The sequence below is a fragment of the Streptomyces sp. H27-H5 genome (assembly GCF_026627505.1).
Classification (GTDB): Bacteria; Actinomycetota; Actinomycetes; order Streptomycetales; family Streptomycetaceae; genus Streptomyces.
Map to the genome: position 1 here is coordinate 1 of NZ_JAPNLK010000111.1, position 22,139 is coordinate 22,139.

22 protein-coding genes and 2 pseudogenes are annotated in these 22,139 nt (G+C 70.5%); 14 read left to right on the forward strand and 10 right to left on the reverse strand.

The features are described from left to right. The first annotated feature begins 124 nt into the window (after window positions 1–124). The 3 genes from OTB19_RS35780 to OTB19_RS35790 all read left to right on the forward strand — a co-directional run bounded on the left by OTB19_RS35780 (window position 125) and on the right by OTB19_RS35790 (window position 2,848). Window positions 125–793, forward strand: coding sequence for a ribosome-inactivating family protein (locus OTB19_RS35780; RefSeq protein ID WP_267802911.1), 669 nt, complete (start codon window positions 125–127; stop codon window positions 791–793). Window positions 794–1,259: 466 nt separating this feature from the next. Next, complete coding sequence (locus tag OTB19_RS35785; protein WP_267802912.1) at window positions 1,260–2,084, forward strand: hypothetical protein; 825 nt, start codon at window positions 1,260–1,262, stop codon at window positions 2,082–2,084. Further along, entirely contained in the window at window positions 2,081–2,848 is a 768-nt protein-coding gene (locus OTB19_RS35790) for a class F sortase (RefSeq protein WP_267802913.1), read from the forward strand. The genes OTB19_RS35785 and OTB19_RS35790 overlap by 4 nt, the downstream gene beginning before the upstream one ends. Window positions 2,849–2,943: 95 nt before the next feature. Here the strand turns inward: OTB19_RS35790 and OTB19_RS35795 are convergent, their stop codons facing one another. Further along, window positions 2,944–3,234, reverse strand: coding sequence for a class I SAM-dependent methyltransferase (locus OTB19_RS35795; RefSeq protein ID WP_324290574.1), 291 nt, complete (start codon window positions 3,232–3,234; stop codon window positions 2,944–2,946). A gap of 65 nt (window positions 3,235–3,299) precedes the next feature. On the opposite strand from OTB19_RS35795, the gene OTB19_RS35800 reads away from it, so the two are divergent. The 4 genes from OTB19_RS35800 to OTB19_RS35820 all read left to right on the forward strand — a co-directional run bounded on the left by OTB19_RS35800 (window position 3,300) and on the right by OTB19_RS35820 (window position 5,928). Continuing rightward, the gene (locus tag OTB19_RS35800) at window positions 3,300–3,464 is read left to right on the forward strand and encodes a hypothetical protein (protein WP_267802914.1); all 165 of its coding nucleotides are present in this window, start codon (window positions 3,300–3,302) and stop codon (window positions 3,462–3,464) included. Window positions 3,465–3,700: 236 nt separating this feature from the next. Continuing rightward, on the forward strand, window positions 3,701–4,687 hold the full coding sequence (locus OTB19_RS35805; RefSeq protein ID WP_267802915.1) for an alpha/beta fold hydrolase: 987 nt from the start codon (window positions 3,701–3,703) through the stop codon (window positions 4,685–4,687). After that, complete coding sequence (locus tag OTB19_RS43790) at window positions 4,684–5,271, forward strand: hypothetical protein (RefSeq protein WP_420716979.1); 588 nt, start codon at window positions 4,684–4,686, stop codon at window positions 5,269–5,271. The genes OTB19_RS35805 and OTB19_RS43790 overlap by 4 nt, the downstream gene beginning before the upstream one ends. A 57-nt stretch (window positions 5,272–5,328) precedes the next feature. After that, window positions 5,329–5,928: an FAD-dependent oxidoreductase gene (locus OTB19_RS35820; protein WP_267802917.1), complete on the forward strand. Its 600-nt coding sequence runs from the start codon at window positions 5,329–5,331 to the stop codon at window positions 5,926–5,928. Between the two features lie 195 nt (window positions 5,929–6,123). Here OTB19_RS35820 and OTB19_RS35825 read toward each other — a convergent pair whose 3' ends face one another. After that, window positions 6,124–7,146 carry an NAD-dependent epimerase/dehydratase family protein gene (locus OTB19_RS35825; RefSeq protein WP_267802918.1) on the reverse strand — a complete coding sequence of 341 codons (1,023 nt, stop codon included), beginning with the start codon at window positions 7,144–7,146 and terminating at the stop codon, window positions 6,124–6,126. 302 nt (window positions 7,147–7,448) lie between these two features. On the opposite strand from OTB19_RS35825, the gene OTB19_RS35830 reads away from it, so the two are divergent. Both OTB19_RS35830 and OTB19_RS35835 read left to right on the forward strand, forming a co-directional pair. Further along, the gene (locus OTB19_RS35830) at window positions 7,449–8,024 is read left to right on the forward strand and encodes an EF-Tu/IF-2/RF-3 family GTPase (protein WP_267802919.1); all 576 of its coding nucleotides are present in this window, start codon (window positions 7,449–7,451) and stop codon (window positions 8,022–8,024) included. Between the two features lie 84 nt (window positions 8,025–8,108). Beyond that, window positions 8,109–8,546 (forward strand): hypothetical protein, encoded by a 438-nt coding sequence (locus tag OTB19_RS35835; RefSeq protein WP_267802920.1) that lies wholly within the window; start codon window positions 8,109–8,111, stop codon window positions 8,544–8,546. Window positions 8,547–8,684: 138 nt separating this feature from the next. Here OTB19_RS35835 and OTB19_RS35840 read toward each other — a convergent pair whose 3' ends face one another. The 5 genes from OTB19_RS35840 to OTB19_RS35860 form a co-directional block, all read right to left on the reverse strand. Further along, window positions 8,685–9,065: a VOC family protein gene (locus OTB19_RS35840; RefSeq protein ID WP_267802921.1), complete on the reverse strand. Its 381-nt coding sequence runs from the start codon at window positions 9,063–9,065 to the stop codon at window positions 8,685–8,687. 383 nt (window positions 9,066–9,448) lie between these two features. Next, window positions 9,449–10,420, reverse strand: a complete 972-nt coding sequence (gene sigJ / locus OTB19_RS35845; protein ID WP_267802922.1) for an RNA polymerase sigma factor SigJ — start codon at window positions 10,418–10,420, stop codon at window positions 9,449–9,451. Window positions 10,421–10,612: 192 nt separating this feature from the next. Next, window positions 10,613–11,263, reverse strand: a complete 651-nt coding sequence (locus OTB19_RS35850) for an HAD family hydrolase (RefSeq protein ID WP_267802923.1) — start codon at window positions 11,261–11,263, stop codon at window positions 10,613–10,615. A 187-nt stretch (window positions 11,264–11,450) separates the two neighbouring features. Next, complete coding sequence (locus OTB19_RS35855) at window positions 11,451–12,815, reverse strand: carotenoid oxygenase family protein (protein ID WP_267802924.1); 1,365 nt, start codon at window positions 12,813–12,815, stop codon at window positions 11,451–11,453. A gap of 377 nt (window positions 12,816–13,192) precedes the next feature. Then, window positions 13,193–15,196, reverse strand: coding sequence for an AAA family ATPase (locus OTB19_RS35860; protein WP_267802925.1), 2,004 nt, complete (start codon window positions 15,194–15,196; stop codon window positions 13,193–13,195). 625 nt (window positions 15,197–15,821) lie between these two features. Between OTB19_RS35860 and OTB19_RS35865 the strand changes: the two genes are divergently transcribed. Further along, window positions 15,822–16,259, forward strand: coding sequence for a hypothetical protein (locus OTB19_RS35865; protein WP_267802926.1), 438 nt, complete (start codon window positions 15,822–15,824; stop codon window positions 16,257–16,259). A 35-nt stretch (window positions 16,260–16,294) separates the two neighbouring features. On the opposite strand, the pseudogene OTB19_RS35870 reads toward OTB19_RS35865, so the two are convergent. Further along, window positions 16,295–16,947: pseudogene (locus tag OTB19_RS35870) on the reverse strand (TetR/AcrR family transcriptional regulator). Between the two features lie 195 nt (window positions 16,948–17,142). Between OTB19_RS35870 and OTB19_RS35875 the strand changes: the two are divergent. Together OTB19_RS35875 and OTB19_RS35880 are read left to right on the forward strand one after the other, a co-directional pair. Continuing rightward, a pseudogene (locus OTB19_RS35875) lies at window positions 17,143–17,645 on the forward strand (polyketide cyclase /reductase). A gap of 310 nt (window positions 17,646–17,955) precedes the next feature. Further along, a complete protein-coding gene (locus tag OTB19_RS35880; RefSeq protein ID WP_267802928.1) occupies window positions 17,956–18,927 on the forward strand; it encodes a metallophosphoesterase in 972 nt (323 codons plus the stop codon). Between the two features lie 91 nt (window positions 18,928–19,018). Here OTB19_RS35880 and OTB19_RS35885 read toward each other — a convergent pair whose 3' ends face one another. Further along, window positions 19,019–19,792, reverse strand: a complete 774-nt coding sequence (locus OTB19_RS35885; protein ID WP_267802929.1) for a TetR/AcrR family transcriptional regulator C-terminal domain-containing protein — start codon at window positions 19,790–19,792, stop codon at window positions 19,019–19,021. Between the two features lie 144 nt (window positions 19,793–19,936). Here OTB19_RS35885 and OTB19_RS35890 point away from each other — a divergent pair, with 144 nt between their 5' ends. After that, window positions 19,937–20,665 carry a DUF4386 domain-containing protein gene (locus OTB19_RS35890; RefSeq protein ID WP_267802931.1) on the forward strand — a complete coding sequence of 243 codons (729 nt, stop codon included), beginning with the start codon at window positions 19,937–19,939 and terminating at the stop codon, window positions 20,663–20,665. A gap of 70 nt (window positions 20,666–20,735) precedes the next feature. On the opposite strand, the gene OTB19_RS35895 is transcribed toward OTB19_RS35890, so the two are convergent. Next, the gene (locus OTB19_RS35895) at window positions 20,736–21,119 is read right to left on the reverse strand and encodes a VOC family protein (RefSeq protein WP_267802933.1); all 384 of its coding nucleotides are present in this window, start codon (window positions 21,117–21,119) and stop codon (window positions 20,736–20,738) included. 185 nt (window positions 21,120–21,304) lie between these two features. Between OTB19_RS35895 and OTB19_RS35900 the strand changes: the two genes are divergently transcribed. Next, entirely contained in the window at window positions 21,305–22,084 is a 780-nt protein-coding gene (locus tag OTB19_RS35900) for an acyltransferase family protein (protein WP_267802935.1), read from the forward strand. The last annotated feature ends 55 nt before the right edge of the window (window positions 22,085–22,139 follow it).

Sequence of the window (22,139 nt, forward strand, 5' to 3'; positions counted from 1 at the left end):
AAAGAACCTCGGAGAACCCGCCACCGGGACGGCCACCCGGGATACCGGCCTGCCCGAATCCGGAAACCCACCACAAAAGCAATCACACCGCGTGATCAAAGATCACGCGGTGGATCGAGGGTGAGTGCAGCAGGATCGAACCGATTGCGGTCGACTTCCCTCTGGGTGGTCCGAGTTCCGGCTCCGCAACCTGATGTGTGCCGCCATGTTGAAACCCGTGTCGTTCTCCGTGGAGAGCGCATCGGTGGACGCGTACCGCCTTCTCGCCTTGACCATCCGGTCGAGAGCGGCGAAGGCGCAGGGGTTTACCAGACGGGTGGGGCACGGTGAAGGGAGGATGCGGTACCTTCCCGTACGCATTCAGCTGAGGGGTTTGTTCATCGAGCTCTTCATCGAGCTCCGGGCGCAGAAAGCGGGTCTTCGCATCGTCGGATTCCGCAACACTTACGAGGACGGTCAGGCTCCGCCCGAGGCGCATTTCCGTCATGTGCGGGACTCGGTCGCGCCACCGGGAATCCGCCGAGCGGAAGCCCTGCCGTTCGCCGGAGGGTGTTCCGCCCTGGAGAGGGCGGCGGACGTGAGGCGAGCGAGCCTCACCCTGGGGCGCCGCCCCATGAACAACGCGGTCCTCTGGTTGCACCGGAACAGGGAGCCGAGGCGCACCGCGCACGGGATCCTCGTGCTCTCGGAAATGCTCTGCGAGGCCGCCGGATCCCCGGTCGTGGCGGACGAGATGTCACGCATCTGGATGACCGGTGGGCCGCTCTCGGCCGCGCCGCGGGCCGTCGCGTAACAGCGGACGAAGCCTTTCTCGACGGTGAGTGACGAGGTTCGGCGAGAGGCGGAAGAGAGCCGTAAGAGGGCCGAGACCTGATGCCGTGAGACGGTGCGATACCCGCAAGATCCGGCGCCTGGCATTGTCCGCATACGAGGCATAACCGGCCGTCCGGCGATTTCCGTGCGCATTCATGCGCAAGGCTGCGATGCCTCAATTCGGCGCTGCCCCACCTCCATTCAGTGCTGCCCCCTGGCGTCCGGCCGGGTGATTCCGAGGCGACGGAGAGTTGTCGTACCCACCCTTTCGAGGACATTCCCGCAGGCCCGGCACGGATCGCCGAACTTTCGAAAAAATTCTCAACCAATCACCAATCCAAGGGCGTTGGGGCCCCGAAGAACCAGCGAGACCCTTTCCGGGGGATCATCTCATCCCCGTACGATCTGCGATTCCCTTCCAGGGAATACACGGAGCAGGAGCGAATGTGATAGTCAAGCGAACTGGTCGCCTCGTGGTGCTCGCCACCGTGCCCGCCGCCGTCTTCCTGACCCTGGGGCTCTCCGGCCCAGCCCTCGCGCAGGGTGGGAAGGCATACCAGATCGACCTGGCACAGCTGAACGACTCCGGTTCCCGAGGTACCGTCATGCTCAGCCTCAAGGGCAACCAACTCACCGTGCAGATTGAGTCCGAGGGCATGGTGCCCGGACAGCCGTCGGCCCAGCACCTGCACGGATCGACCAAGGGGCACGACTTCCACTGCCCGGACGCGAGCGACGACACCGACGGCGACGGGATCCTCAGCAACACCGAGGCCACGGTCGACTACGGCGACATCAACATCTCGCTCACCACGTCCGGGGACACCAAGGCGACCAGTGGTCTCGCCGTGGAGCGCATGCCCGTCGCCGACAACCTGGGCAAGCTCTCCTACAACCGGACGATCACCGTCGGGCAGGATGTGGTCGACCACATCAAGGACCTGCACGTCGTGCAGCACGGCATCGACCGCAACAACGACGACAAGTACGACTTCGACGGCGCCGGCAAGAGCGAACTCGACCCGAAGCTGCCCCAGGAGGCGACGGCCCCGACCAACTGCGGAGAGGTCAAGGGAGCGTCCGTGGGATCCATTCCCGTCGGCGGCATCGAGACGGGCGGCGGTTCTCCGCAGCGCGCGTCGGTGTCGGCGACGACGATGACCGGGGCGGCGCTCGCCGCCGCCGCCGCGATGGCCGGTGCGGTGGCCATCAGGCGCAGGCGCGCCGCCCTGGTCCCCGTCCGTACGGAGAACACCGGGAAGGCCGCGTGAAGCCCGCCGAGGTCCGCGTGCCCGCCGCCTCCACCGGGCGGCCGCGCCGACGCAGGAGGACCGCGGTCCCGCTGGCCGCCGCCGCCCTCGCCACCCTGCTCCTTGCGGGGTGCGGCGGCGAGGACACGGCGGCGCCCCCCGCAGCCCCCGCCGGGCAGGCCGGGCAGGGCCAGGCCGCGCAGGGCGGGGCACCGGCCGGCGCCGCCACCGGAGGCAGGCCGTCCGCAAAGCCCTCCACCGGCGGCCACCACACCGCGCCCGCCGACGGGTCGCAGAACGGTACGGGCGCGGCCGGTGCCAAGCCCGCCCTGGCCCGCTCGGAGCCGCAGAAGATCACGATCCCGTCCCTGGGCCTGTCCAGTTCCCTGGAGACGCTCCGTCAGAAGACGGACGGAACCATGGAGACCCCCAAGAACCCCGACCTCGCGGGCTGGTACGAGCCGGGTCCGACCCCCGGTTCCCAGGGGCCGGCCGTGATCGCCGGCCATGTCACGTGGAACGGCGCGTCGGCCGTGTTCGAGAAGCTGAAGACCATGAAGGCCGGTGACACGATCAAGGTGGCCCGGCGGGACAACAAGACGGTCACGTTCAAGGTGGACCGGGTCGCCGAGTACCCGAAGGCCAAGTTCCCCACGGTCGAGGTCTACAAGAACCTCGACCACGCGGGCCTGCGCCTGGTCACCTGTGGCGGCGACTTCGACCCGAACAAGCACTACTACGACAGCAACGTGGTCGTGTTCGCCAGCATGGCGGGCACCGCGTAGCCGGTGACGGCCGGGCGACGGGGGGCGAGGTGTCCGCCGACCGCAGGACCACACTGCGGCCGGCGGACACCTCGAAGCGGGTGCTCAGGGGAGCTTCACGCACAGCGCGCTCTCCCCGAGGGGATGCGTGCGCCAGCGGCGGGATCGGCCAGGTGGCGGGTCACCGCCGGCGCCGGACCGAGGACGAGGTTGCCGGCGAGCAGCGTTCCGCCAGGGCGCAGCAGCCGGTACAGGTCCTCCACGACCGCCAGTGTCGGGGTGAACCCGTCGAAGAAGGCGAGGTCGTACGCGCCGCCGTCGAGTCCGGGCAGGACGTCCTCGGCGGCGCCGGGCAGGACGGAGATCCGTCCGGTGAAACCGCGCCGGGCGATCTCCGCCCGCGCCAGTCGGACGTGCTCCGGGTTTCTCCCTCGGCGAGCCGAAGGAACTCCTCCCCGCGGCGCCCGGGGAGGTGCGCCCGTACCTCACCGGACGGATCGACGTGCTCGACCGGCGCATCGCCGCCATGCGTGAGGCCCGCGAGCGCATCAGTCACGCCCTCACCTGTCGGCATCCGTCCCTCCTGAACTGCCCGACCTTCCGGACCGGGCTGCGGGACCTGCTGCCGGGGGAGTGAGTACGGCCCGTGCGATCCCGCGGTCGGCCCCGGACGCGAACGGGCCCCGGTGCGTGCGTGTTCGTGCCGGAGGCGCGCGTGGGGCCCGGATCGGGTGTTGCCAAGGCGGCAACAGGAGTCGCGGCGGCCTCCACGGCAGCGGCATGATCGGCCTGCGCCCCCGACCGCGGCTCGCCCCCGTACCGGTCAGTGGCGCACGTGCCGCTTGCGGATCGATCGACAGCCCGGAGGAATCCATGTCGCAGCCCGACCAGGTCACGCGCGCCACCCATCGTGTGGTCGCCTCTCCCGCCGGCAGGACCCACCTGGTGGAGCAGGGGGACGGGCCACTGGTGCTGCTGGTGCATGGGTTCCCGGAGTCCTGGTACTCCTGGCGGCACCAACTGCCCGTGCTGGCCGCGGCCGGATACCGCGCGGTGGCCATGGACGTTCGCGGTTACGGACGTTCCTCCCGGCCCGAGGACGTCGCCGCGTACGGAATGCTCGACCTGGTCGAGGACACCGTCGCCGTCGTGCGGGCGCTCGGCGAGGAGACTGCGGTCATCGTCGGACACGACTGGGGCTCGGCCATCGCCGCGCACTCGGCCCTCATCAGGCCGGACGTCTTCCGCGCGGTCGGGCTGCTGAGCGTTCCGTACGCGCCGCCGGGCGGTCCGCGGCCCCGCGAGATCTTCGCAGGGATGGGCGGGGACGAGGAGATCTACGTCTCCTACTTCCAACAGCCCGGCCGGGCCGAAGCCGAGATCGAACCCGACGTCCGTGGGTGGCTCGCCGGCTTCTACGCCGCCTTCTCGGCCGAGACCATGCCCGAACCCGGCGCCCCGGACCCGCACTTCGTCAGCCGCGGCGGGACGCTGAGTGACCGGTTCCCGGCTGGCCGGCTGCCCAAGTGGCTCGGCGAGGAAGAACTCGACTTCTACGGCGGTGAGTTCGAACGGACCGGACTCGGCGGTGCGCTCAACCGCTACCGCAACATGGACCGGGACTGGGAGGACCTCGCCGACTTCCGCGGCAAGCCCCTCACCCAGCCGTCCCTGTTCCTCGGCGGGGCGCTGGACGCCTCGACCACCTGGATGGCGGAAGCGATCCGGGCCTACCCCACGACCCTGCCCGGTCTGATCTCCTCGCACATCCTCGACGACTGCGGCCACTGGATCCAGCAGGAGCGCCACGAGGAGGTCAACACCCTCCTCACCGCCTGGCTCGCCTCCCTGCCCGCGTGATTCCGGGTCCGAGGGATGCCCGCTCCGTCGAGGCGGCGCGGCGCCCCGCGCCGTCCGACCGGGCACCGAATCTCATCGGCGGGGCCCGGCTGATCCGGCCACCCGTGTTCCAGCAGGTCAAAGGCTCGGGTGAGGGCCTGGCGGGCATCGTCCTGACCGTGGGCGGCGCGGGGTGCTTCGAGGGTGAAGTGGGCCAGGGCGGCGCAGCCGGGATCGTCGGCGGGAAGGCCGCTCTCGTCCGCGATGACCCGGGCCAGGGCGGACGAGTGACGCAGCCCCGCGTCCTTCGACAGCACGGCATCACCGCGACGATCTACGAACTCGACGCCTCCCGCACCGCCCGCGACCAGGGCGGCACCCTCGACATGCACCCCGGATCCGGCCAACACGCCCTGCGCCGCGCCGGACTGCTGGACGATTTCCTCGCCCGAGCCCGTCCCGAAGGCCAACAGATGCGCCTGGTCGGCCGCGACGGACGCGTCCTGTTCGACGCGATCCCGCCCGAGGCCATCACCGCCGAGGCCATCACCACCGACGGGATCACCGCCGACGTCGACCTCGTCATCGGCGCCGACGGCGCCTGATCCCAGGTCCGCCGCCTCCTGTCCGACGCCACGCCCCTCTACAGGGGCGTCACCTTCGTGGAAACAGGCCTCGACGACGCGGACACCTGCCACCCCGCACTCGCCGAACTCACCGGCAACGGAACCATGATGGCCCTCGACGACAACCAGGGGTTCGTCGCCCAGCGCAACAGTGGCGGCCACATCCGCATCTACATCGGCATGCGCGTCGACGAGGAGTGGCTCCGGCACGCCGACCTCGACCCGACCGACACCACCGCCGTACGTGCCGCCCTGCTCGACCGGTTCAGCGGATGGAGCACCGACCTGCTGGGCTTCATCACCGACAGCGACACCGGCTACACCAACCGCCCGCTGTACGCGCTGCCCGTGCCGCACGCCTGGGACCCCACCCCCGGCCTCACCCTCCTCGGCGACGCCGCCCATCTCATGTCCCCCTTCTCCGGCATGGGCGCCAACCTCGCGATGCTCGACGGCGCCGACCTCGCCCAGGCCCTCGTCGACCACCCCACCATCGATCAGGCCGTCACCGCGTACGAGAAAGTCCTCCTGCCGCGCTCCATCGAAGCCGCCGCAGGAGCTGCCGAAGGCATCGACGGCGCCTTCGCCCCCGACAGTGCCGAACAGACCCTCGCGCACATGACCCGGCACCACTGAAGGACCAACGCCGCCCGCTGAGCGGTGCGATCTCCCGTCACCCGACGAGGGACCGCGCCCCCATGACGGCGAGGACGGCGAGGTGCTCGGCGCCGGGGGTGCCGCAGTGGTGTGCCGAGTGCGGCAGGGCCTCGACCTGAGCGCCGTGCCCCACATGTCGGACGACGTCGTCACCGCCGCGGTGAACGGCCCGCCTCAGACCTGCGCACCGCGGGCATCCCACGCGGCGAGGACCGCGTCGTGCTTGTCCTTGTCCAAGCCGACGGGAACCTCTCCCTGAAGGTACTTGGGCTGCGGATACCCACCGTCATGGAGTGCCCGCCACGTGTCGGTGACGGTCTCGGCGACCGGGCGGCACCGCAAACCGGCCGCCAGCGCCTTGGCCGACGAGGCGGTCCAAGCGCCCGAGAACTCGGGAGCGTCCGGCACCCACAGCGGAACCTCGGTCCACGGCGCCACGTCGTGATCCCGGAGGAACGGCTCGTCGGCCCACACGAGTTCGGTGTCGGCACCGGTGGCGTCGACACAGGCCCGCAACAGCTCGCCCATGGTGGTGTTCCCGAGCACGCCCGTGGTCAGGTACCGGCCGGAGGCACCCTCGGCGAGCCGATCGAGAAGGAAGCGGGCGATGTCACGGGCGTCGATGAGCTGCATCGCACGGTCCGGGGTTCCCGGAGCCAGTACACGGCCTCCCCGCGCGATGGTCTCCAACCACCAGGGGAGGCGCCCGACGTTCTCTCCGGGACCGACGATGATGCCGGGATTGACGATCAAAGCGCGGCCGGGGAAACCCTCCTCGACCGCCCGCTCGCATCCGGCCTTGAGTGCGTTGTACGGCACGTCGTCCGGCGCGGCGTCCGGGTCACACGCGTGACGGGGGAAGGTCTCGTCCACGCCCTTGGCGGGCCAGTCCCCGTAGGCATGGAAGGACGAGACGAACGCGTACACCCCCGCGTGCCCGGTCAGTGCCCGAACCGACCGCCGCACGGTACGGGGCTCGAACCCGCAGGTGTCGATCACGCCGTCCCAGGTTCGCTCCGCCACCAGCGCACGCAAGGCGGCCTCGTCCTCACGGTCGCCCCGGACCATCTCCACGCCGGAAGGCGTCGGGCCCGACTGCCCGCGGTTGAACAACGTCACCTCATCGCCGCGCCGGAGCGCCTCGTCGACGAGCGCACGGCCCAGGAAAACGGTCCCACCGATGACGAGGAGTTTCATGATCGTCAGACTCTCACCATCCGAGGCCCCTGCCAAGATCCCTCCGAGCGTCCCCCGCCCATGCCCGGCGGCCCGGGCGGGGGACGCCGGGGGTGCAGGTCGGGGGCCTGGGCGTCCCCGACCGATACTGTTCCGGCGGGGGAGGGGTACCAGCGCCCCGTACGGCGTGTCGAGTGGTTGTCCATCAGCGCCCCGCGCTCCCCGGTGCGACTGGGGAAAGCGACCGCACGGGAAGCACGGGAAGCACGGGAAGCACGGGAAGCACGGGGAATTCGCGGGTGGAACGAGGGGCAGGGCAGCCGGTGGCGGAGAGACCGTTCCTGATGTGCGTCGATGACGTCTTTCAGCGGCACCGGGGCAGGACGGTCGTGCTGGCGGGCCGGATCGAGCAGGGGCGGGTCCACACGGGTGACGACGTGGAGATCGTTGGCCTGGGCGGCAGCGGGACCGCCCGGGTGGAGGACATCCTCGTGCGCCGCGTGCCGGCCGTGGAGGCGAGCGCGGACATGAACGTGGTCGTGGTGCTGCGCGGTGGCGCGGCGGACGGGGTCGAGCGAGGACAAGTGCTCGCGGCACCCGGGTCGATCAGCGCCCACACCCGCTTCACCGCGGACATCGCCGTGCTGTCCGAGGAGCAGGGCGGCGCGGAGGTGGTGTCAGGAGAACGCCTGTGCTTCCACATCCGATGCGCCGCAGTGTGGGGGACGGTGACGTTGCCTCAGCGCCTCGACACGGTGCGGCCACTCCACGGGTCCAAGGTGACCATCACCCTCGACGAACCCGTCGCCCTGGATGACGGCGGGCGTTTCGCGTTTCGGTACCGCGGGCGCGCCGCCGGCTCCGGCACCGTGACCCAACTCCCGGGCCCGGTCGCGTAGTCGCGGGGTCCTTCTTCTCGATGGTGTCCCTGCGTGAGCAGCCTGGTGAGAGGGGCGGTTCGGCCCGCCGATAGGCTCGTCGTCATGAGGCGCGCTTGGGGCTTGTCGATGGTGTTCATGCTCTGCGGTCTGGTCCTCGCGGCCGGGGTGCTCTTCCGGGGTGCTCCCGGGGCAGCCGCAGTACTGCTGCTGGTGTTCGTCCTACTCGCGGCCATGCACTCGCCCCTGGTCTTCCCGAAGCCGGTCAGCCTTCCCGAGGCGCAACGCCGCAGCGCGGTCGACGGCCGTCCGATCGTCTTCTGGCGGTCGGGCTGCACGTACTGCATCCGGCTGCGCATCCGATGGGGCCGTGGTGCCGGAGAGTTGCACTGGGTCGACATCTGGCGTGACCCGGACGGCGCGGCAGCGGTCCGGGCGGCCAACGAGGGCAACGAGACCGTGCCGACTGTCATCGTGGCAGGCCGGCCGCACGTCAACCCGGATCCGCGGTGGGTGCGCGAACAACTCGCCCGTCCCGTGTGAACGGGAGCGGCGGCACGGGACCAAAGTGCGATCATGCGACGGTGGGTGGCGGTGGCGGTGGCGGTGGCGGTGGCGGTGGCGGCGTGGTCGGGGTGGTCGCGAGGTCCACGACCACCGCACGCGCGCCGGATGTGAGCGTCAGAGAACTTCGAGGCGGGCCTTGAGCAGGCAGAACTCATTGCCTTCGGGGTCGGCCAGCACGTGCCACTGTTCCTCGCCCGTCTGGCCGATGTCGGCGGGACGGGCGCCGAGCTTGAGGAGGCGTTCGAGTTCGGCGTCCTGATCGCGGTCGGTGGCATTGACGTCGATGTGCAGTCGGGACTTGCCCTTCTCCGGCTCGTCCCTGCGGCTGAGGAACAGCGTCGGCTGCAGGCCGCCGAACCCTTCGCGCGGCCCGATCTCCATCGAGCCGTCGTCCTCGCGGCCGAGCACGACGAAGTCCAGGACCTCGCACCAGAACCGCGCCAGCACCTCGGGTTCGCGGCAACCAAGTACGAGCTCACTGATACGACATGCCATGAAGGAACCTGCTCTCAGCCTGGTGACTGCCGGGGAGGCCGCACGTGTACCGCACGCCCTCCCGGCAGTGAAAACAATTCCGCGACCGTACCGGACGAGACGATCAAGGTCGACCTGATTTCAGGACCGAACCCGCCCGGTCCGGAGCGTCCACGAGCAGGCCCTGGACGCCGCCCGGAACATCGTTCGCGCGCCGGCGGCCGGATGACAGCGACCGATCGCGGTCTGCGGGCCGCGGGTGAGCCCGGGTCACGGTGGCGGGCGCCCGGTTGTCCGAGTCCGCCTCCCCTGAGCCGGGGAGGCGGATCGCGTGCGCGCTGCCAGGGTTCGGCTTCGTCGGCGACGCCGACCGCCGGGGCTGTCATCGCGGATGTGGCGCCCGATCAGGCCGGTTCGCCGCCGGTCCAGGCACGGAGCTTCTCGGGGTTGCGGACCGCCCAGATGCGGCTGACGCGGTCGCCGGTGACGTCGAAGGCGGCCACGGTCACCGGAACGCCGGTGTGCTGGGCGACCAGGCCGGGCCGGCCGTTGACCGTTCGTTCCAGGAGCGTCAGGCCGGGGGCCTTGGCCGCGATGTGGATCAGGTACTGGGCGATGCTCCTGCCGCCTTCGACCGGGCGCAGGACGGTTCCCACGAGGCCCCCGCCATCCGCGGTCATCGTCGCGGCGGGGTCGAGGAGACCGACGAGGGCCTCGATGTCCTTGGCCTCCCACGCCTCCTTGAACTGCCGAACCAGACCCGCCTGCGCGGCCGCCGGAGCCGCCGGGGTTCGCACGGCACCGACGCGTCGACGGCCCGAGGACGCCAACTGTCGGCAGGCCGCCGGCGTCCGGCCGACGATCGCGGAGACCTCGGCGAAGGGGTAGCGGAAGACGTCGTGCAGGATGAACGCCACGCGTTCCGCCGGCGTCATCGACTCCAGTACGACCAGGAAGGCCATGTCCACCGACTCGTCCAGGACGATCTGGTCGGCGGGGTCGGCCGGCCCGGTTCCGTCGCCCGCGCGCCCGCCGATCCACTCCGTACGGTCGGGCAGCGGCTCGGGAATCCACGGGCCGACGTAGCGCTCGCGCCGGGCCCGCGCCGAACCGAGCACGTCCAGGCAGATCCGGCCCGCCACCGTCGTCAGCCAGGCTCCGGGCGACGCGACGGCCTCCTGCTGCTGCCGTGACAGTGCGAACCAGCGGGTGTAGGCCTCCTGGACCGCGTCCTCGGCCTCGGCCGACGAACCGAGCAGCCTGTAGGCGAGATTGAGCAGCCGGCGCCGCTCGCCGACGATCACGCCCAGGTGTGGCTCGGACCGGCCGTGTCCCGGCTCGGACCCCCCATGCCCACGCTCGGATGCGGTGCTCATGCCCCCGACCACTCCCTGCCTCGTCTCGTTCGCCGCGCTCGTCTCCGCGCTCTCCACGTCGGTGAAACACCGCACCGGAGCGCGAGTTCGGCGCCTCGCCTCACATTTCGAGGGCCTGCGTCGTCGGGTGGGTGAAGAGCGATGACGACACTACTGATCCACCGCCGCGAGGCAGAAGAGGCGCCGTAACGGCTACTGACCGGCGATGAGGGCGGGGAGTGCGCGCATGTCGTCGAAGACGGTGGTGCCGGGGCCTTCGAGGCGTGCGGCCGGCGTCAGACCGCCCGCGTAGCCGAAGGCACGCATGCCGGCCGCACGGGCTGCCTGAACGCCGGGCCTGCTGTCCTCGACCACCACGCAGGCCGCGGGATCGACTCCCCTCTGCCGGGCCGCGTGCAGGAACAGGTCGGGGGCGGGCTTGCCGCGGGCGACCTCGGTGGCGCTGTAGATGCGGCCGGCGAAGCGCTCGTACAGGCCGGTACGGCCCAGGGTGTGGCGCATCTTGTCGTGCGATCCGCTGGAGGCCACACACGTCGGCAGGGTGAGGGCGTCGAGGGCCTCGGGCAGTCCCTCCACGGGGGCGAGATCGGCGTCCACGGCCTCGCGATGCAGCTGCTCGAACCGCTCCGACCAGATCGACGCCGTCTCCTCGCCGAGCCGGGCGGCGACCTGCTCGCGCATGGAGGCGTGCGAGCGGCCGATGAACCGGTCGACGACCTCTTCGCCGGTGAGGGGCCAACCCAACTCGGCGCCCAGGGCGACCTGGACGCGGGCCGCGATGCGTTCGCTGTCGACCAGCACACCGTCGCAGTCGAATATGACGAGTTCAATCGGCTTGATCATCCCGGCAGCATAGACGCGGGGATGATCGGGCCCGCGACCCGAGACGTGTACCGGGCGCGTGCGCAGCGACCGCCATCAGCCGACAGCCGACAGCCGACAGCCGACAGCCGACAGCCGACTGCCGACTGCCGGTGGCCGACCGCCGGTCACCGGCAGTCGGCCGTCCCGTCGCGGGTTCCCTGTCCGGTCAGCCCGTGAATCCGTCGGCCGCGCTGTCGGGCACCCAGGAGCCGTGGAGTCCGGCACTCACCCGGTGGGGCAGGTGGACGGTGGCGATCCGGTCGAGGCCCGACGCGTCGAGGACCACCAGTTGCGAGGCGTCCTGCTTGAGGTCGGAGACGACGGTGAGCAGGTATCCGTCGTCCTCGCGCGTCGCTCCGTCGGCGGGAACGAACACGGCTTCGCCGGGCATGCGGGCGTCGCCGACCTGGTGGATGCGGCGGGCGCCGGTGGTGCGGTCGTACTTGACGACTCCGTAGCCACCGAAGCCCTTCTCGTCGGGGAAGGAGATGGCGTAGTGGTAGCGGTTCTCGGCGCCCAGGTACTCCTCGTTGAGGGTCGGGAACTCCACGGGCAGGTCGTCGATGATCTGCTCGTCGACGGTGCCCGCCGCCAAGTCGACCACCCAACGGCGGGTGTAGGAACGGGCGACGGGCTCACTGCCGCGCCCGGGCGCGCCGATCCACCAGTTCCACGACAGCCGGAAGCCCTCACGGTCCACGGTCGGGCCTTCCAGGACGATGCGGCCCTGGCCGTCCTCGTAGGCGTTGGCGACGTGCAACATGTTGCCCGGCTCTATGGAGAACCAGCGGACCTTCCCGGCGTCGTCGTCCCCGCGGGGCATGACACCGATGCGGGCGGGCTGCTGGTCGCTCCAGCCGTACGGGATGCCGGAGTGGTCGGTGGGATCGAAGGTGACGTTGCCCTCGACGAAGACCACGTGGTGGCGGGTGATGGCGAAGTCGTGCTTGAGCGAGGCGGTCGCCCCCGGGACCTCGGCGGTGTGGGTGATCTCGCCCTTGGCGTCGGCGACGTAGTGCACGAGGAAGGGCGGGAACGGAGAGGACCCGAAGAAGTGCAGCTCGCCCGTGACCGGGTCCTCCTTGGGGTGCGCGGTCATCGCCGTCCGCAGCTTGCCGTCGAAGTCGTACGCGCCGACCGTCTCCAGGTCCCGCGTGAGTTCGAAGGGCAGGTTCGCCTCACACAGCGCGAGCAGCCGTCCGCCGTGCTCGATGATGTGGGTACCGGCGGCACTGGCCGTCAGGTCGGGGCCGCGCTCCGTCATGTACGGGGCGCCGTCCAGGGCGGGGGTGTGCACCCAGCGGTTGCGGTACCACTCGGCGCGGCCCTCGCGCAGCCGGATGCCGTGGACCATGCCGCTGCCCTTGAACCAGTGGGTGGGCGTGACACCGGGCTTGGGGTTGTGGCCGTTGCGGAACAGCCGGCCGGTCAGCTCGGTGGGCAGGGTTCCTTCGACCGTGAGGTCGGTGGCCGTGACCTCGTTGACGACGGGGGTGAAGTGGCCTGTCAGGTAAGGCTTGTTGGCGGTCATGGCAGGAGTTTCCTTCGGAGTGCGTGGCGATACGCCAGGGAATGGCCGGAGCGGCGTGTTCAGGCGGGCGAGGCGGCCGATCAGCGCCGGGCGGCGACCGGGCGGGTCCGCCGCCCGGCCGCCGCCCGGGGGCGGCGCCCCGCCCGCGGAGACATGGCCGCGGGCGGTGCCCCTACCGCCTGTGTGGGGTGGGGGAGGTTCATGGCCACAGCCTCCTGCGGGGCGCTGTCCACTATCCAGACCCGCCGCCGGCGACGACTGTCCACTCCTGTCCGCACCTGTCCACCCGGGCGCGGCCCCGGAGGCGCGATCGGCCCTCCCTGCCGTGGAAGACCTGCGCCTGCCCTCCCTCCCGCGGAAGGCGCGTGCCCGCCCTCCTACCGTGCTCGCGGGCCGTCGAGCTCCTGTTGCCACAAGTCCTCGCACAGCAGGTCCAGGCCCTGGCGCAGGTGGCGCCGGTAGGTGCCGTACGGAAGACCGAGGCGGCGCGCGGCGGCTTCCTGGGTGGGTGCGCCGGAGAAGTAGCCCGCCGCCAGGGCCTCGCGGGCGCGCACCCCGCGCGGGTCCTGCGCGAGATCGTCGACGCTCCGGCGCAGCAGGGCGCGCAACTCGGCGACGGGATCACCGAAGTCGGCCGCGAGACGGCTGCGCAGCAGGGCGCAGGCGGCGAAGGCCCCGGCATCACGCCAGTGCGCCAACGCCTCCCGAACGGCCCGGTCGAACAAGGAACGCGAGATGGGCGACGGCCCGGGCGAGACCGGCTCCTCGGTGGTCGATATGAAGCTCTGGAGCCACGCCTCCACGGGTATCCGGCGCCAGTCGACGCTGAACAGGCCGTACGTGTACGCGCCGACCCGCGGGCGGGCGCCGGTGTCGGCGAGGGTGCCCTTGACGCGTTCGGCCCAGGTCTCGGCATCCCGGTACACGGCGAAGCCGTAGGCCCGACCACGGGCACGGGCCGACTCCGCCTGGGCGCGGGAACTGCTCAGGTCGATGACGCGCGAGGGGACCTGGTACCGCTCGGGGTAGACCGAGAAGCGGCTGACGCCGATGTGCTCGCCGGGGCTCACCGGCGCGGTGGCCTCGGTGTGCTGCCACGCGGCGGCGACGACGGGATCGGTGGCCAGGTCCTCGGGGTCGGCAGGGGCCGACAGGGCCAGCCGGGCCGTGAACGCCACGATCCGGCCCGTGTTGACGAGGCGGTAGACACTGAAGGCCTGCGGCTGGCGCCGAGCCCAGTAGCGGACCAGCTCCGCGGAGGCGGGGCCTTCGGTCTCCTCGGCCATGCGCAACACGGCATCGAGGTCGTCCGGGTGCAGAGGACGGTCGTGTACCTCGTCCTCGCGGGACCAGGTACGCAGCCGGGCCAGGGTCTTCCCTTCCCGGAAGAGGTGGAAGAGTTCGTCGGTGACGGTCCACACCTGCTCATCGGGTGCCTCGCGCAGGAGGCGCAGGTACTCGTCGGCGAGGCGGCGGCGCATGGCCTCGAAGGCGTTCGGCGCGCGCCAGCGCAGGTCGGCGGCCAGCGTCTCGCGTGCGGCGTCGTGCGGGTGGAGCCCCCGGTGCGTGGATTCCATGAAGGGGAGGTCCCTCAGCCAGGAGAAGAGCCGATGGGCGTCCTCCTCCGGCAGGACCGTGGTGAGCAGTTCCTCGGACGTCGAGCGGGCTTGCGCCGCCACCTCCAGGGCGCGACGGTGGGCCGCCGTGGGCACCTCGCCGATCAAGCCCGCCAACAGGGTGCGCAGGACGTCCGCCGAGGGCGCCCAGATGTCCTCCTGGGCGCAGCCGGTCGATCCCGACGCGGCCGCGAGGGACAGGGCCAGCGGATTGCCACCGGCGAAGCGGAGTACGGGGTCACGCAGTTCGGGCCTGATCCGGGCAGCCACCAGCAGGCTGAGGGCCTGGTCCTCGGAGAACGGCTCCAGTTCGGTCACGTGCAGGAGCGGTGACCAGGCGGGGTCGGCGGTCCACTGCGGCTGTGGGGCGTGCCGGCCGGCGAGGACGACCAGTGCGTCATCGGCGGCACGGGGCAGGAAGTGGTGCCACAGTCGGCTCTCCAACCACTGGCAGTGCTCGAAGGAGTCCACGAGCAGGACGGTGCCCGGGACGCTCACGAAGGCGTCGGCGGCGCGCTCGAAGTCGGCCGGGTCCCGCTCGACGAACCGACCGTCGAGCTCGACGAGCGGCCGGCCCGCCGCACGGGCCCGGTCCGCCATGCGCCGCAGCAGCGTCGACTTGCCGATGCCGCCCGGCCCGTACACGTAGAACGTGAACGGCGCCTGCGGATCGCCTGCCAAAGCCGCCTCGAACGTGCCGAGTTGCCTCTCCCGGCCTATGAACGCGCGCTCCCGCGTCCTGATCAGTCTCTCTCCCACGGACACCACGTCGGCTCCCCTCACCGCGGTCAGGCCCCGGACGGAACTGCCCGGGGATCCTCTTCGGGCCCCGCCGGTCAAGCGAGGCACGAAGGATGGCGCGCGGCTCTCCTCGCCGGTCTGGGCGCGGCAAAGAGCGGCCGTTTCCCGCCACTTGACGGCTGATTGAAACAGACGGCGCCCGGATATCGGAATGACGGCGATGAAAGGTGAACGAGTGGGGCGCCGGCACGGTCTTCGGCCAGGCCCCCGCAGGAGAGCCGGAGGGCCGTTCGCATCGGCTGCGGCCGGTACCGCCGGTTCGTGCCACAGGAGGGCGAGGGCGACCGCTGTCGGCGCACGTATGTGTACGCAGGGTCGGGTACGGGGGTCGGGTACGCACTCTCGGGGGAGGCGCGGCGTGCGGTGCGGGTAGCGGCCCGTGCGGGATCGACACCATCGGCCCGGCAGGGGAGGATGGGACGGACGGACCGATTCCGCCCCGCTGCCTCGTGGCCTCGTTTGCCGCTCACCGGTGGCCGATGGCAGGTCGAGGAGCGCGGGCCCCGCAGGAGGGCCGCCGCACTGCGCCGGACGCAGGCGGTCGGGCCCCCGTCGCCACGCTGCCCTCACATCTCCTTCGGGAGGATCCATGTCGAACCGACGCATACGCCGCGCCCTGCTCGTCCCCGCCATGGCCGGCTCGCTTCTCGCCGCCCCGGCCGCCTTCGCCTGGGGTCAGGCTGCCGCCGCCCCCACCGCCACGTGCTCCATCTCGGGTGTCTTCCCCAACGGGAAGGTGCACCTGTCGGGCGGTGGCTTCACACCGGGGTCCGCGTTCCTGTCCTCGCCGACCGCCGCGGGAGGCTCGTTCACCATCGGCGGTGACGGCGGCTTCCAGATGATGAACGTGGAGAACGCCAAGTACACGGTGTCGCAAGGCAATGACCGCACGGAGTGCAGTGGCTTCAAGGAGTCGACCGAGAAGCAGGACGACACGACGCAGAACGACCAGAACCAGAACGACCAGAACCAGAACCAGAACCACCAGAACCGGAACAACCGGAACCAGCAGAACCAGAATGAGTGAGGGAGGTGCGGACCAGTAGGGCGGGGCGGGATGACTCAGGATCGAGGTTTCAGGAGGTCTTCCAGTTCCGCCGCGAAGAGCAGGGCCGGGTCGAGGTCCATGCCCGCGAAATGCCCGGCGAGCTCCAGTGACAGGACGCCGTGCAGGCGGGTCCAGAACGTCAGGAACCGGTGGAGGCCTCGGGTGGGGCGGGGTTTCCGGCGGCCCAGTTCCGGTGGTCCCCCAGGTAAGTGCCGAAGGACGTCGTGGTGTTGCCCGGGGCGAGTGCCGTACACGCGTCGAGCAGGGTCGTCATGATCTCGGAGGAGATGGTCAGGGTGTCTGCGGGTGCCTGGTAGCCGGGGATCGGGGTGCCGTAGACGAGGAAGTACCGCTGAGGGTCCGCCAGAGCCCAGCCGCGCAGCGTGTGAGCCAGCCCGGCAAGATCGGCACCGGTGGAGGAAGCCTCGCCGAGCGCATCGGCGAGGCTTCGGTATGCCCCCCGGACGAGTTCGGTGATCAGGTCGTCGCGACTGGCGATGTAGCGGTAGAGGGCCGGTCCGCTCATGCCCATCTGCTTGGCGATCGCGTTGAGGGAGAGCGCGGACGCCCCCGCCGTGGCGATCTGCTCCCAGGCGCGTTCCGTGATCTCCGCCCTTACCTGGGCCCGGTAGCGCTCCCGCGGGGTGTTCGCGTCCGTCGTCGCCATGTCCTGTCACCGTCCCGTGCGCGCAGCTACGCCCTCAAGGGTTGGCGAGAAGGTATCACGATGCCATTGACCGGCCGCTTCGTATGCCGTTATAACTCCTAACTAACACGTGAGCCTCTATCTCTCATGGAGGGGGGAGCGCGCGCCGCCCCGTTCGACAGGCGGCACTGCCCCCGACCGACAGAGGAGATCACCATGTCCGGCATGCACGTCACCGGCATCCGCACCGCCCTCTCCACCGTCCCGCTCGTCCTCGGCCTGCTCGGCACGGCCGCCGGACCTGCCGCAGCGGTCGATTCCCACGAGCCCCGCCCCGGCAAGCCCCTCACCTGCCGCGGAAAGGGTGTCGACCCGAGCGCCCTCGTCCGGCACCGGAGCGAGATCGTGTACCGCCCAACCCGTCGACTCCCGCCACGAGTCTGGAGATCACCTCCACCGTCCGGCAGATCGAGCACGGCGCCTGCATCCGCTGGACCGGCCCCGCGATCGGCGAAGGCCTTCGTATCGACGGCGTCCACGTGTGGAACTTGACCAAGGTCAAGGGCGGCGTGCGCGTGAGTACCGAGGAGACCCACACCGGCGCCCAGGTCGAAGCCGACGTCCCCACCGCCACCAGGGTCCTGCGCGAGGGACTCGAAGCATGGCTGCGCGAGCTGAAGGCGACCGCCGAAGCGCACGCCCACAACCGGCCGCGGTGACGCCGGAACCGGCCGCAGTGACGCCGGAATTGGAACCGCCCCGGCCGTGCCCCGGCATGCGGCCCCGCATCGGACGGTCTGCCGGTGCCAACAACTCGGCCTCCTCGTACGGCGCGACGAGAATGCCGCCCTCCTGCTGAAGGCCATATCCGTGCCCAATAGCGGGCGTTCTGACTGACGAACGTCCTTCGCCGACGCTTCTCCCTGTTCGCCGCGAGCCGTTCATCCACGACTTCCCTGTCGACATCTGACGGCCGGACGCCCTTGCCATCGTGAGGCGACCGCCCGTTCGACGTCTACGGAGATGGTGATGACGCGTTTCAGGGCACGGGTACTCGGCGTTGTCGCGGCTGCCTTGTCGGTCAGCCTCGTAGCGCTTCCCGCAACAGCCGCCGACCGGTCCGCGCCGCAGGTGAAGGCGCCGGAGAAGTTCAGCATCGTGGTGTTCCCCGACACTCAGTACTCGGCGGAGAGTTTCCCGGCGGCCTTCAACGCCCAAGGGAAATGGATCAAGGACAACACGGTCGCACGGAACATCAAGTACGCGATCCACGAGGGTGACATCGTCGACGACTCCGACCAGTCGACCCAGTGGGCCAACGCGACTGGCGCGTTGGGGCAGTTGAACGGCGCGACCCCGTACATCCTCGCCGTGGGCAATCACGACATGGACGCAATGCCCAAGGGGCAGAACCCGATCGTGGTGCGGGACGCGGTGGCGTTCAACCGGAACTTCCCGCGGAGCGCCTTCGCGAACCTGCCGTCGTTCGGCGGCACTTACCCGGCCACGCAGAACGACAACAGCTTCCACGTGTTCTCGGCCGGAGGCACGAACTGGCTCATCCTCGCACTGAAGTACGCGCCCACCGACGCCGAGATCGCCTGGGGCAACAAGGTGATCTCCGAGTACCCCGACCGCCAGGTCATGATCGTGACCCACGCCTACCAGAACGGCACGACGAAGGACAGCGTCGGTCAGAAGCTCTGGACCAAGCTGGTCAGCCGGCACCCCAACGTGACGATGGTGTTCTCCGGCCACTACGTCAACCAGGGGGTGATCGTGGAGAAGGGGGTGAACGGGAACACCGTCCACCAGATCCAGGCCGACTACCAGAACCCCGGCACGCTCGGCCCGAACAGCTACTTCAGGATCCTCGAATTCAACCCGACGGCGAAGACGGTCAGCGTCCAGACCTACTCGCCGTACCTCAACAAGAACCTGACCGACGCGAAGAACCAGTTCACGCTCCAGGGCGTGAGCTTCCCGCACGCCCGCCGCTGACCCGAGAACCCGGCGGCCGGCACCGAGGGGGACGGTGCCGGCCGCCGGCCGTGGTCCATCCGCGGGGCGCGCCTGCCGACCGCCTTCGCCGTCACTCCCCGGGTCCGGCCCCAGCCCCGGCCCCCGTCTCGGTACCGGCCTCGGCTCCGGATGATCCGGTGGACGTCCACCCCCGCTCGTGGAGCTTCTCCAGCCCGTCCAGGAGGAGGTCCAGCGCGAACTCGAACTCGAACTGATCGTCGCAGCGCCGGCCGCCGACGACCGACGTCGGGTCATGGGCGGCCCCCGCCGCCAGCTCGGCGATCCGCGGGTACCGCGCCGCCATCGCCGCCCCTGCCGCGCGTGCCTCGGCCCCGCCGTCCGGGTCGGTGTTCGAGTCGGCGCTCCCGGAGTCGTCGAACAGTTCCTGGCTGAAGCCCAGCAGCCGGCTGCCCATGGCGTGCATCGCGTGATGGGTGAGGTCGACGGAGAAGCCCCCGTCGCGGAACGTCCCGATCATCGAGTCCAGGTACTCCAGCACGGCCGGGGTCGGCCCGGTGCGCGACTCGATCACCTGCGCCGCCCAGCGGTGCCGCAGGAGTTCGCGGCGGGCCGAGAGCACACGCCCACGGACCACGTCCTTCCAGCCGGAACCGCTCGCCGGGAGGTCGATGCGGGCGACGACCGTGTCGACCATGCCGTCGAGGAGCTGCTCCTTGTTGGGCACGTGCTTGTACAGGGCCATAGGTACGACGCCCAGCTCCTGCGCGAGCTTGCGCATGCTGAGCGACTCGATGCCGCCGCCGTCCGCGAGCGCGATGGCCGCCCGCAGGACGCGCTCCCGGTTGAGCGGCGCCCGGCGCCCGGCCTCCGGCTGATGTGCCATCTCTTCTCTCCTCGCGATCGGGCGATCAGGCGATCGGGGTGGGTCATCGGGTGGATCCGTACCCCCACTTGACGAGTGTACGCCGTACACCTACCGTGATCGCGAGGTGTACGGCGTACACCTCCCTGGTCGAAAGGACCGAACATGAGCTCAGACAGAAGGACCGCGGTGGCCGCGGGCGTGCTGTTCCTGGTGACCGAGATCGCCGCGATCGGCGGACTGGCCCTCTACCGGCCCGTCCTGGACGGATCGCCGGGGGCCCTCGGTCCCGGCGCGGCCGGCTCGGCGTTCCTCGGGGCGCTGTGCGAACTGGTCCTCGTGGCTGCCGTCACGGGGACCGGAGCGGCGCTGTATCCCGTCGTCAGGAGGCGGTACGAGGGGATGGCGCTCGGGTACGCCTGCCTGCGGCTCCTGGAGGCCGTGATCATCACGGTCGGCGTGTTGAGCGTCCTGACGCTCGTGACGCTGCGACGGGAAGCGGTGGGCGTCGAGGGCGCCGCCGCTGCCGACCGGGCCCTCGTGGCCCTGCACGACTGGACGTTCCTGCTCGGGCCGAACGTCGCCCTGGGCCTGAACACGGCGCTGCTGGCGTACGTGATGTACCGCTCCCGGCTCGTGCCGCGGTTCATCGCCGTGCTGGGGCTGGTGGGCGGCCCGCTGATCTGTGCCTCGGCGGTGGCCGTGATGTTCGGGGCCTACGAGCAGGTCTCGGTCACGGGCTCGGCCCTGGCCGTCCCGGTGTTCGCCTGGGAGGTGGCCCTGGCCGTCCGCCTCATCGTCAAGGGGTTCGAACCGGACCGGGCCGGCGCGGCGGACGCTCCGCCCGCGGCGCTCGTCCCCGCCGGCGTGAATGGGGGAGTTCTTCGCGCCTGATCGCCACGAAAGCGTCCCGGTCGGCCCCAACTCTCACGCCGGGGTGGGCGGGGTGGGAGGGGCGGGAGGGTCAGAGGGGCTTCAGTCGGGTGCGCAGGAGGCAGAACTCGTTGCCCTCGGGGTCGGCCAGGACGTGCCAGCTCTCCTCGCCGGTCTGGCCGATGTCGACGGGCACCGCCCCCAGCGCCAGCAACCTGTCCAGCTCGGCGTCCTGGTCGCGGTCGGTGGCGTTGACGTCGATGTGCAGCGGGAGCTTCCCCTTCCGGGGGTCGCGGCCGGCGTTGAAGACGAGGGTTGGCTGGGCGCCGCCGAACCCGACGCCCGGCGGGCCGATCTCGATGCTGCCGTCGGCCTCTCGACCCAGTTCGACGTAGTCGAGGACATCGCACCAGAACGCGGCCAGTCGCTGGGGGTCTTCGGCGTCGATGACGAGTTCGCTGATTCGGCAAGCCATGCCGCGAGGATAGCCGCGCCCGGCCGGGCGGGCGGCCCGCGCCGCGAGGCGGGCGGTGGGCCGGGGGTGTGGGTGACGGCTGTCGTCCTCACCTGCCGACGGGGGCGCCGACTGCTGTTCCTGTGAGAAACCTGTACGGTCCCCGTTGACCAGTTCCACAGAATTGCAGGGGAGGCGGCCGTCACATGGCCGGTATACGAACAGGCGGCCAGGCGCCGGTACGGCTCTACGCGCTCGACGCGGTGCGAATAACCGCGGCGCTCGTCGTCGTGCTGTACCACTACGTGGCGCTGGGTACCGCCTGGGGGCTCAGCGGTACGCAGCACCTCTTCCCCGCGCTCCGACCCTTCGCGCTCTACGGCTGGCTCGGCGTCGAGATCTTCTTCATCGTCAGCGGCTTTGTCATCTGCATGAGCGCCTGGGGCCGTACGGTCGGCGATTTCGCCACATCACGCATCTCGCGGCTCTTTCCCGCGTACTGGGCCGGCATCGCCTTCACGACGTTCGTGCTGTGGATGCTGCCCGAGCTGTGGCGCATCGACGAGTGGGCCGACGTTCTGGTCAATTTCACGATGTTCCAGGGCGGGATCGGTGTTCCGCACCTCGACCACGCGTACTGGACCCTCTTCGAAGAGCTCAAGTTCTACGCGCTCTTCGCCCTCGTGATCCGCATCGGGGTCACGTACCGCAACTGCGTCGTGTTCATCGGGCTGTGGACGGTCGCCGGTGTCGTGGCGCCCTCCACCGACTTCAGGCTGCTGCACTTCTTCGCGATCCCCCAGTACTCCCCGTACTTCATCGCGGGCGTGGCCTTCTATCTGATGCGGCGCTTCCGCCCCTCCGGCCTGCTCTGGGGAATCGTCGGCTGTCAGTTCCTCCTCGCCCAGCACTATTGCTGCTCCGCGAAAGTTCGTGGAGGGGGGTTCAGGCTTCCTGGAGGGGGCTGGCGGCGTAGGTCCACTTGAAGGGGCGGGCGGTCTCGTTCCGTTTGATCATGTAGTCGTCCATCTTGGCGATGAG

Bases quoted from the DNA above. Each gene is read 5' to 3' on its own strand.
- OTB19_RS35805 (WP_267802915.1), top strand. From the start codon at position 3,701: ATGTCGCAGCCCGACCAGGTCACGCGCGCCACCCATCGTGTGGTCGCC.
- OTB19_RS35825 (WP_267802918.1), bottom strand. From the start codon at position 7,146: ATGAAACTCCTCGTCATCGGTGGGACCGTTTTCCTGGGCCGTGCGCTC.
- OTB19_RS35835 (WP_267802920.1), top strand. From the start codon at position 8,109: ATGAGGCGCGCTTGGGGCTTGTCGATGGTGTTCATGCTCTGCGGTCTG.
- OTB19_RS35840 (WP_267802921.1), bottom strand. From the start codon at position 9,065: ATGGCATGTCGTATCAGTGAGCTCGTACTTGGTTGCCGCGAACCCGAG.
- sigJ (WP_267802922.1), bottom strand. From the start codon at position 10,420: ATGAGCACCGCATCCGAGCGTGGGCATGGGGGGTCCGAGCCGGGACAC.
- OTB19_RS35850 (WP_267802923.1), bottom strand. From the start codon at position 11,263: ATGATCAAGCCGATTGAACTCGTCATATTCGACTGCGACGGTGTGCTG.
- OTB19_RS35855 (WP_267802924.1), bottom strand. From the start codon at position 12,815: ATGACCGCCAACAAGCCTTACCTGACAGGCCACTTCACCCCCGTCGTC.
- OTB19_RS35865 (WP_267802926.1), top strand. From the start codon at position 15,822: ATGTCGAACCGACGCATACGCCGCGCCCTGCTCGTCCCCGCCATGGCC.
- OTB19_RS35880 (WP_267802928.1), top strand. From the start codon at position 17,956: ATGACGCGTTTCAGGGCACGGGTACTCGGCGTTGTCGCGGCTGCCTTG.
- OTB19_RS35885 (WP_267802929.1), bottom strand. From the start codon at position 19,792: ATGGCACATCAGCCGGAGGCCGGGCGCCGGGCGCCGCTCAACCGGGAG.
- OTB19_RS35890 (WP_267802931.1), top strand. From the start codon at position 19,937: ATGAGCTCAGACAGAAGGACCGCGGTGGCCGCGGGCGTGCTGTTCCTG.
- OTB19_RS35895 (WP_267802933.1), bottom strand. From the start codon at position 21,119: ATGGCTTGCCGAATCAGCGAACTCGTCATCGACGCCGAAGACCCCCAG.
- OTB19_RS35900 (WP_267802935.1), top strand. From the start codon at position 21,305: ATGGCCGGTATACGAACAGGCGGCCAGGCGCCGGTACGGCTCTACGCG.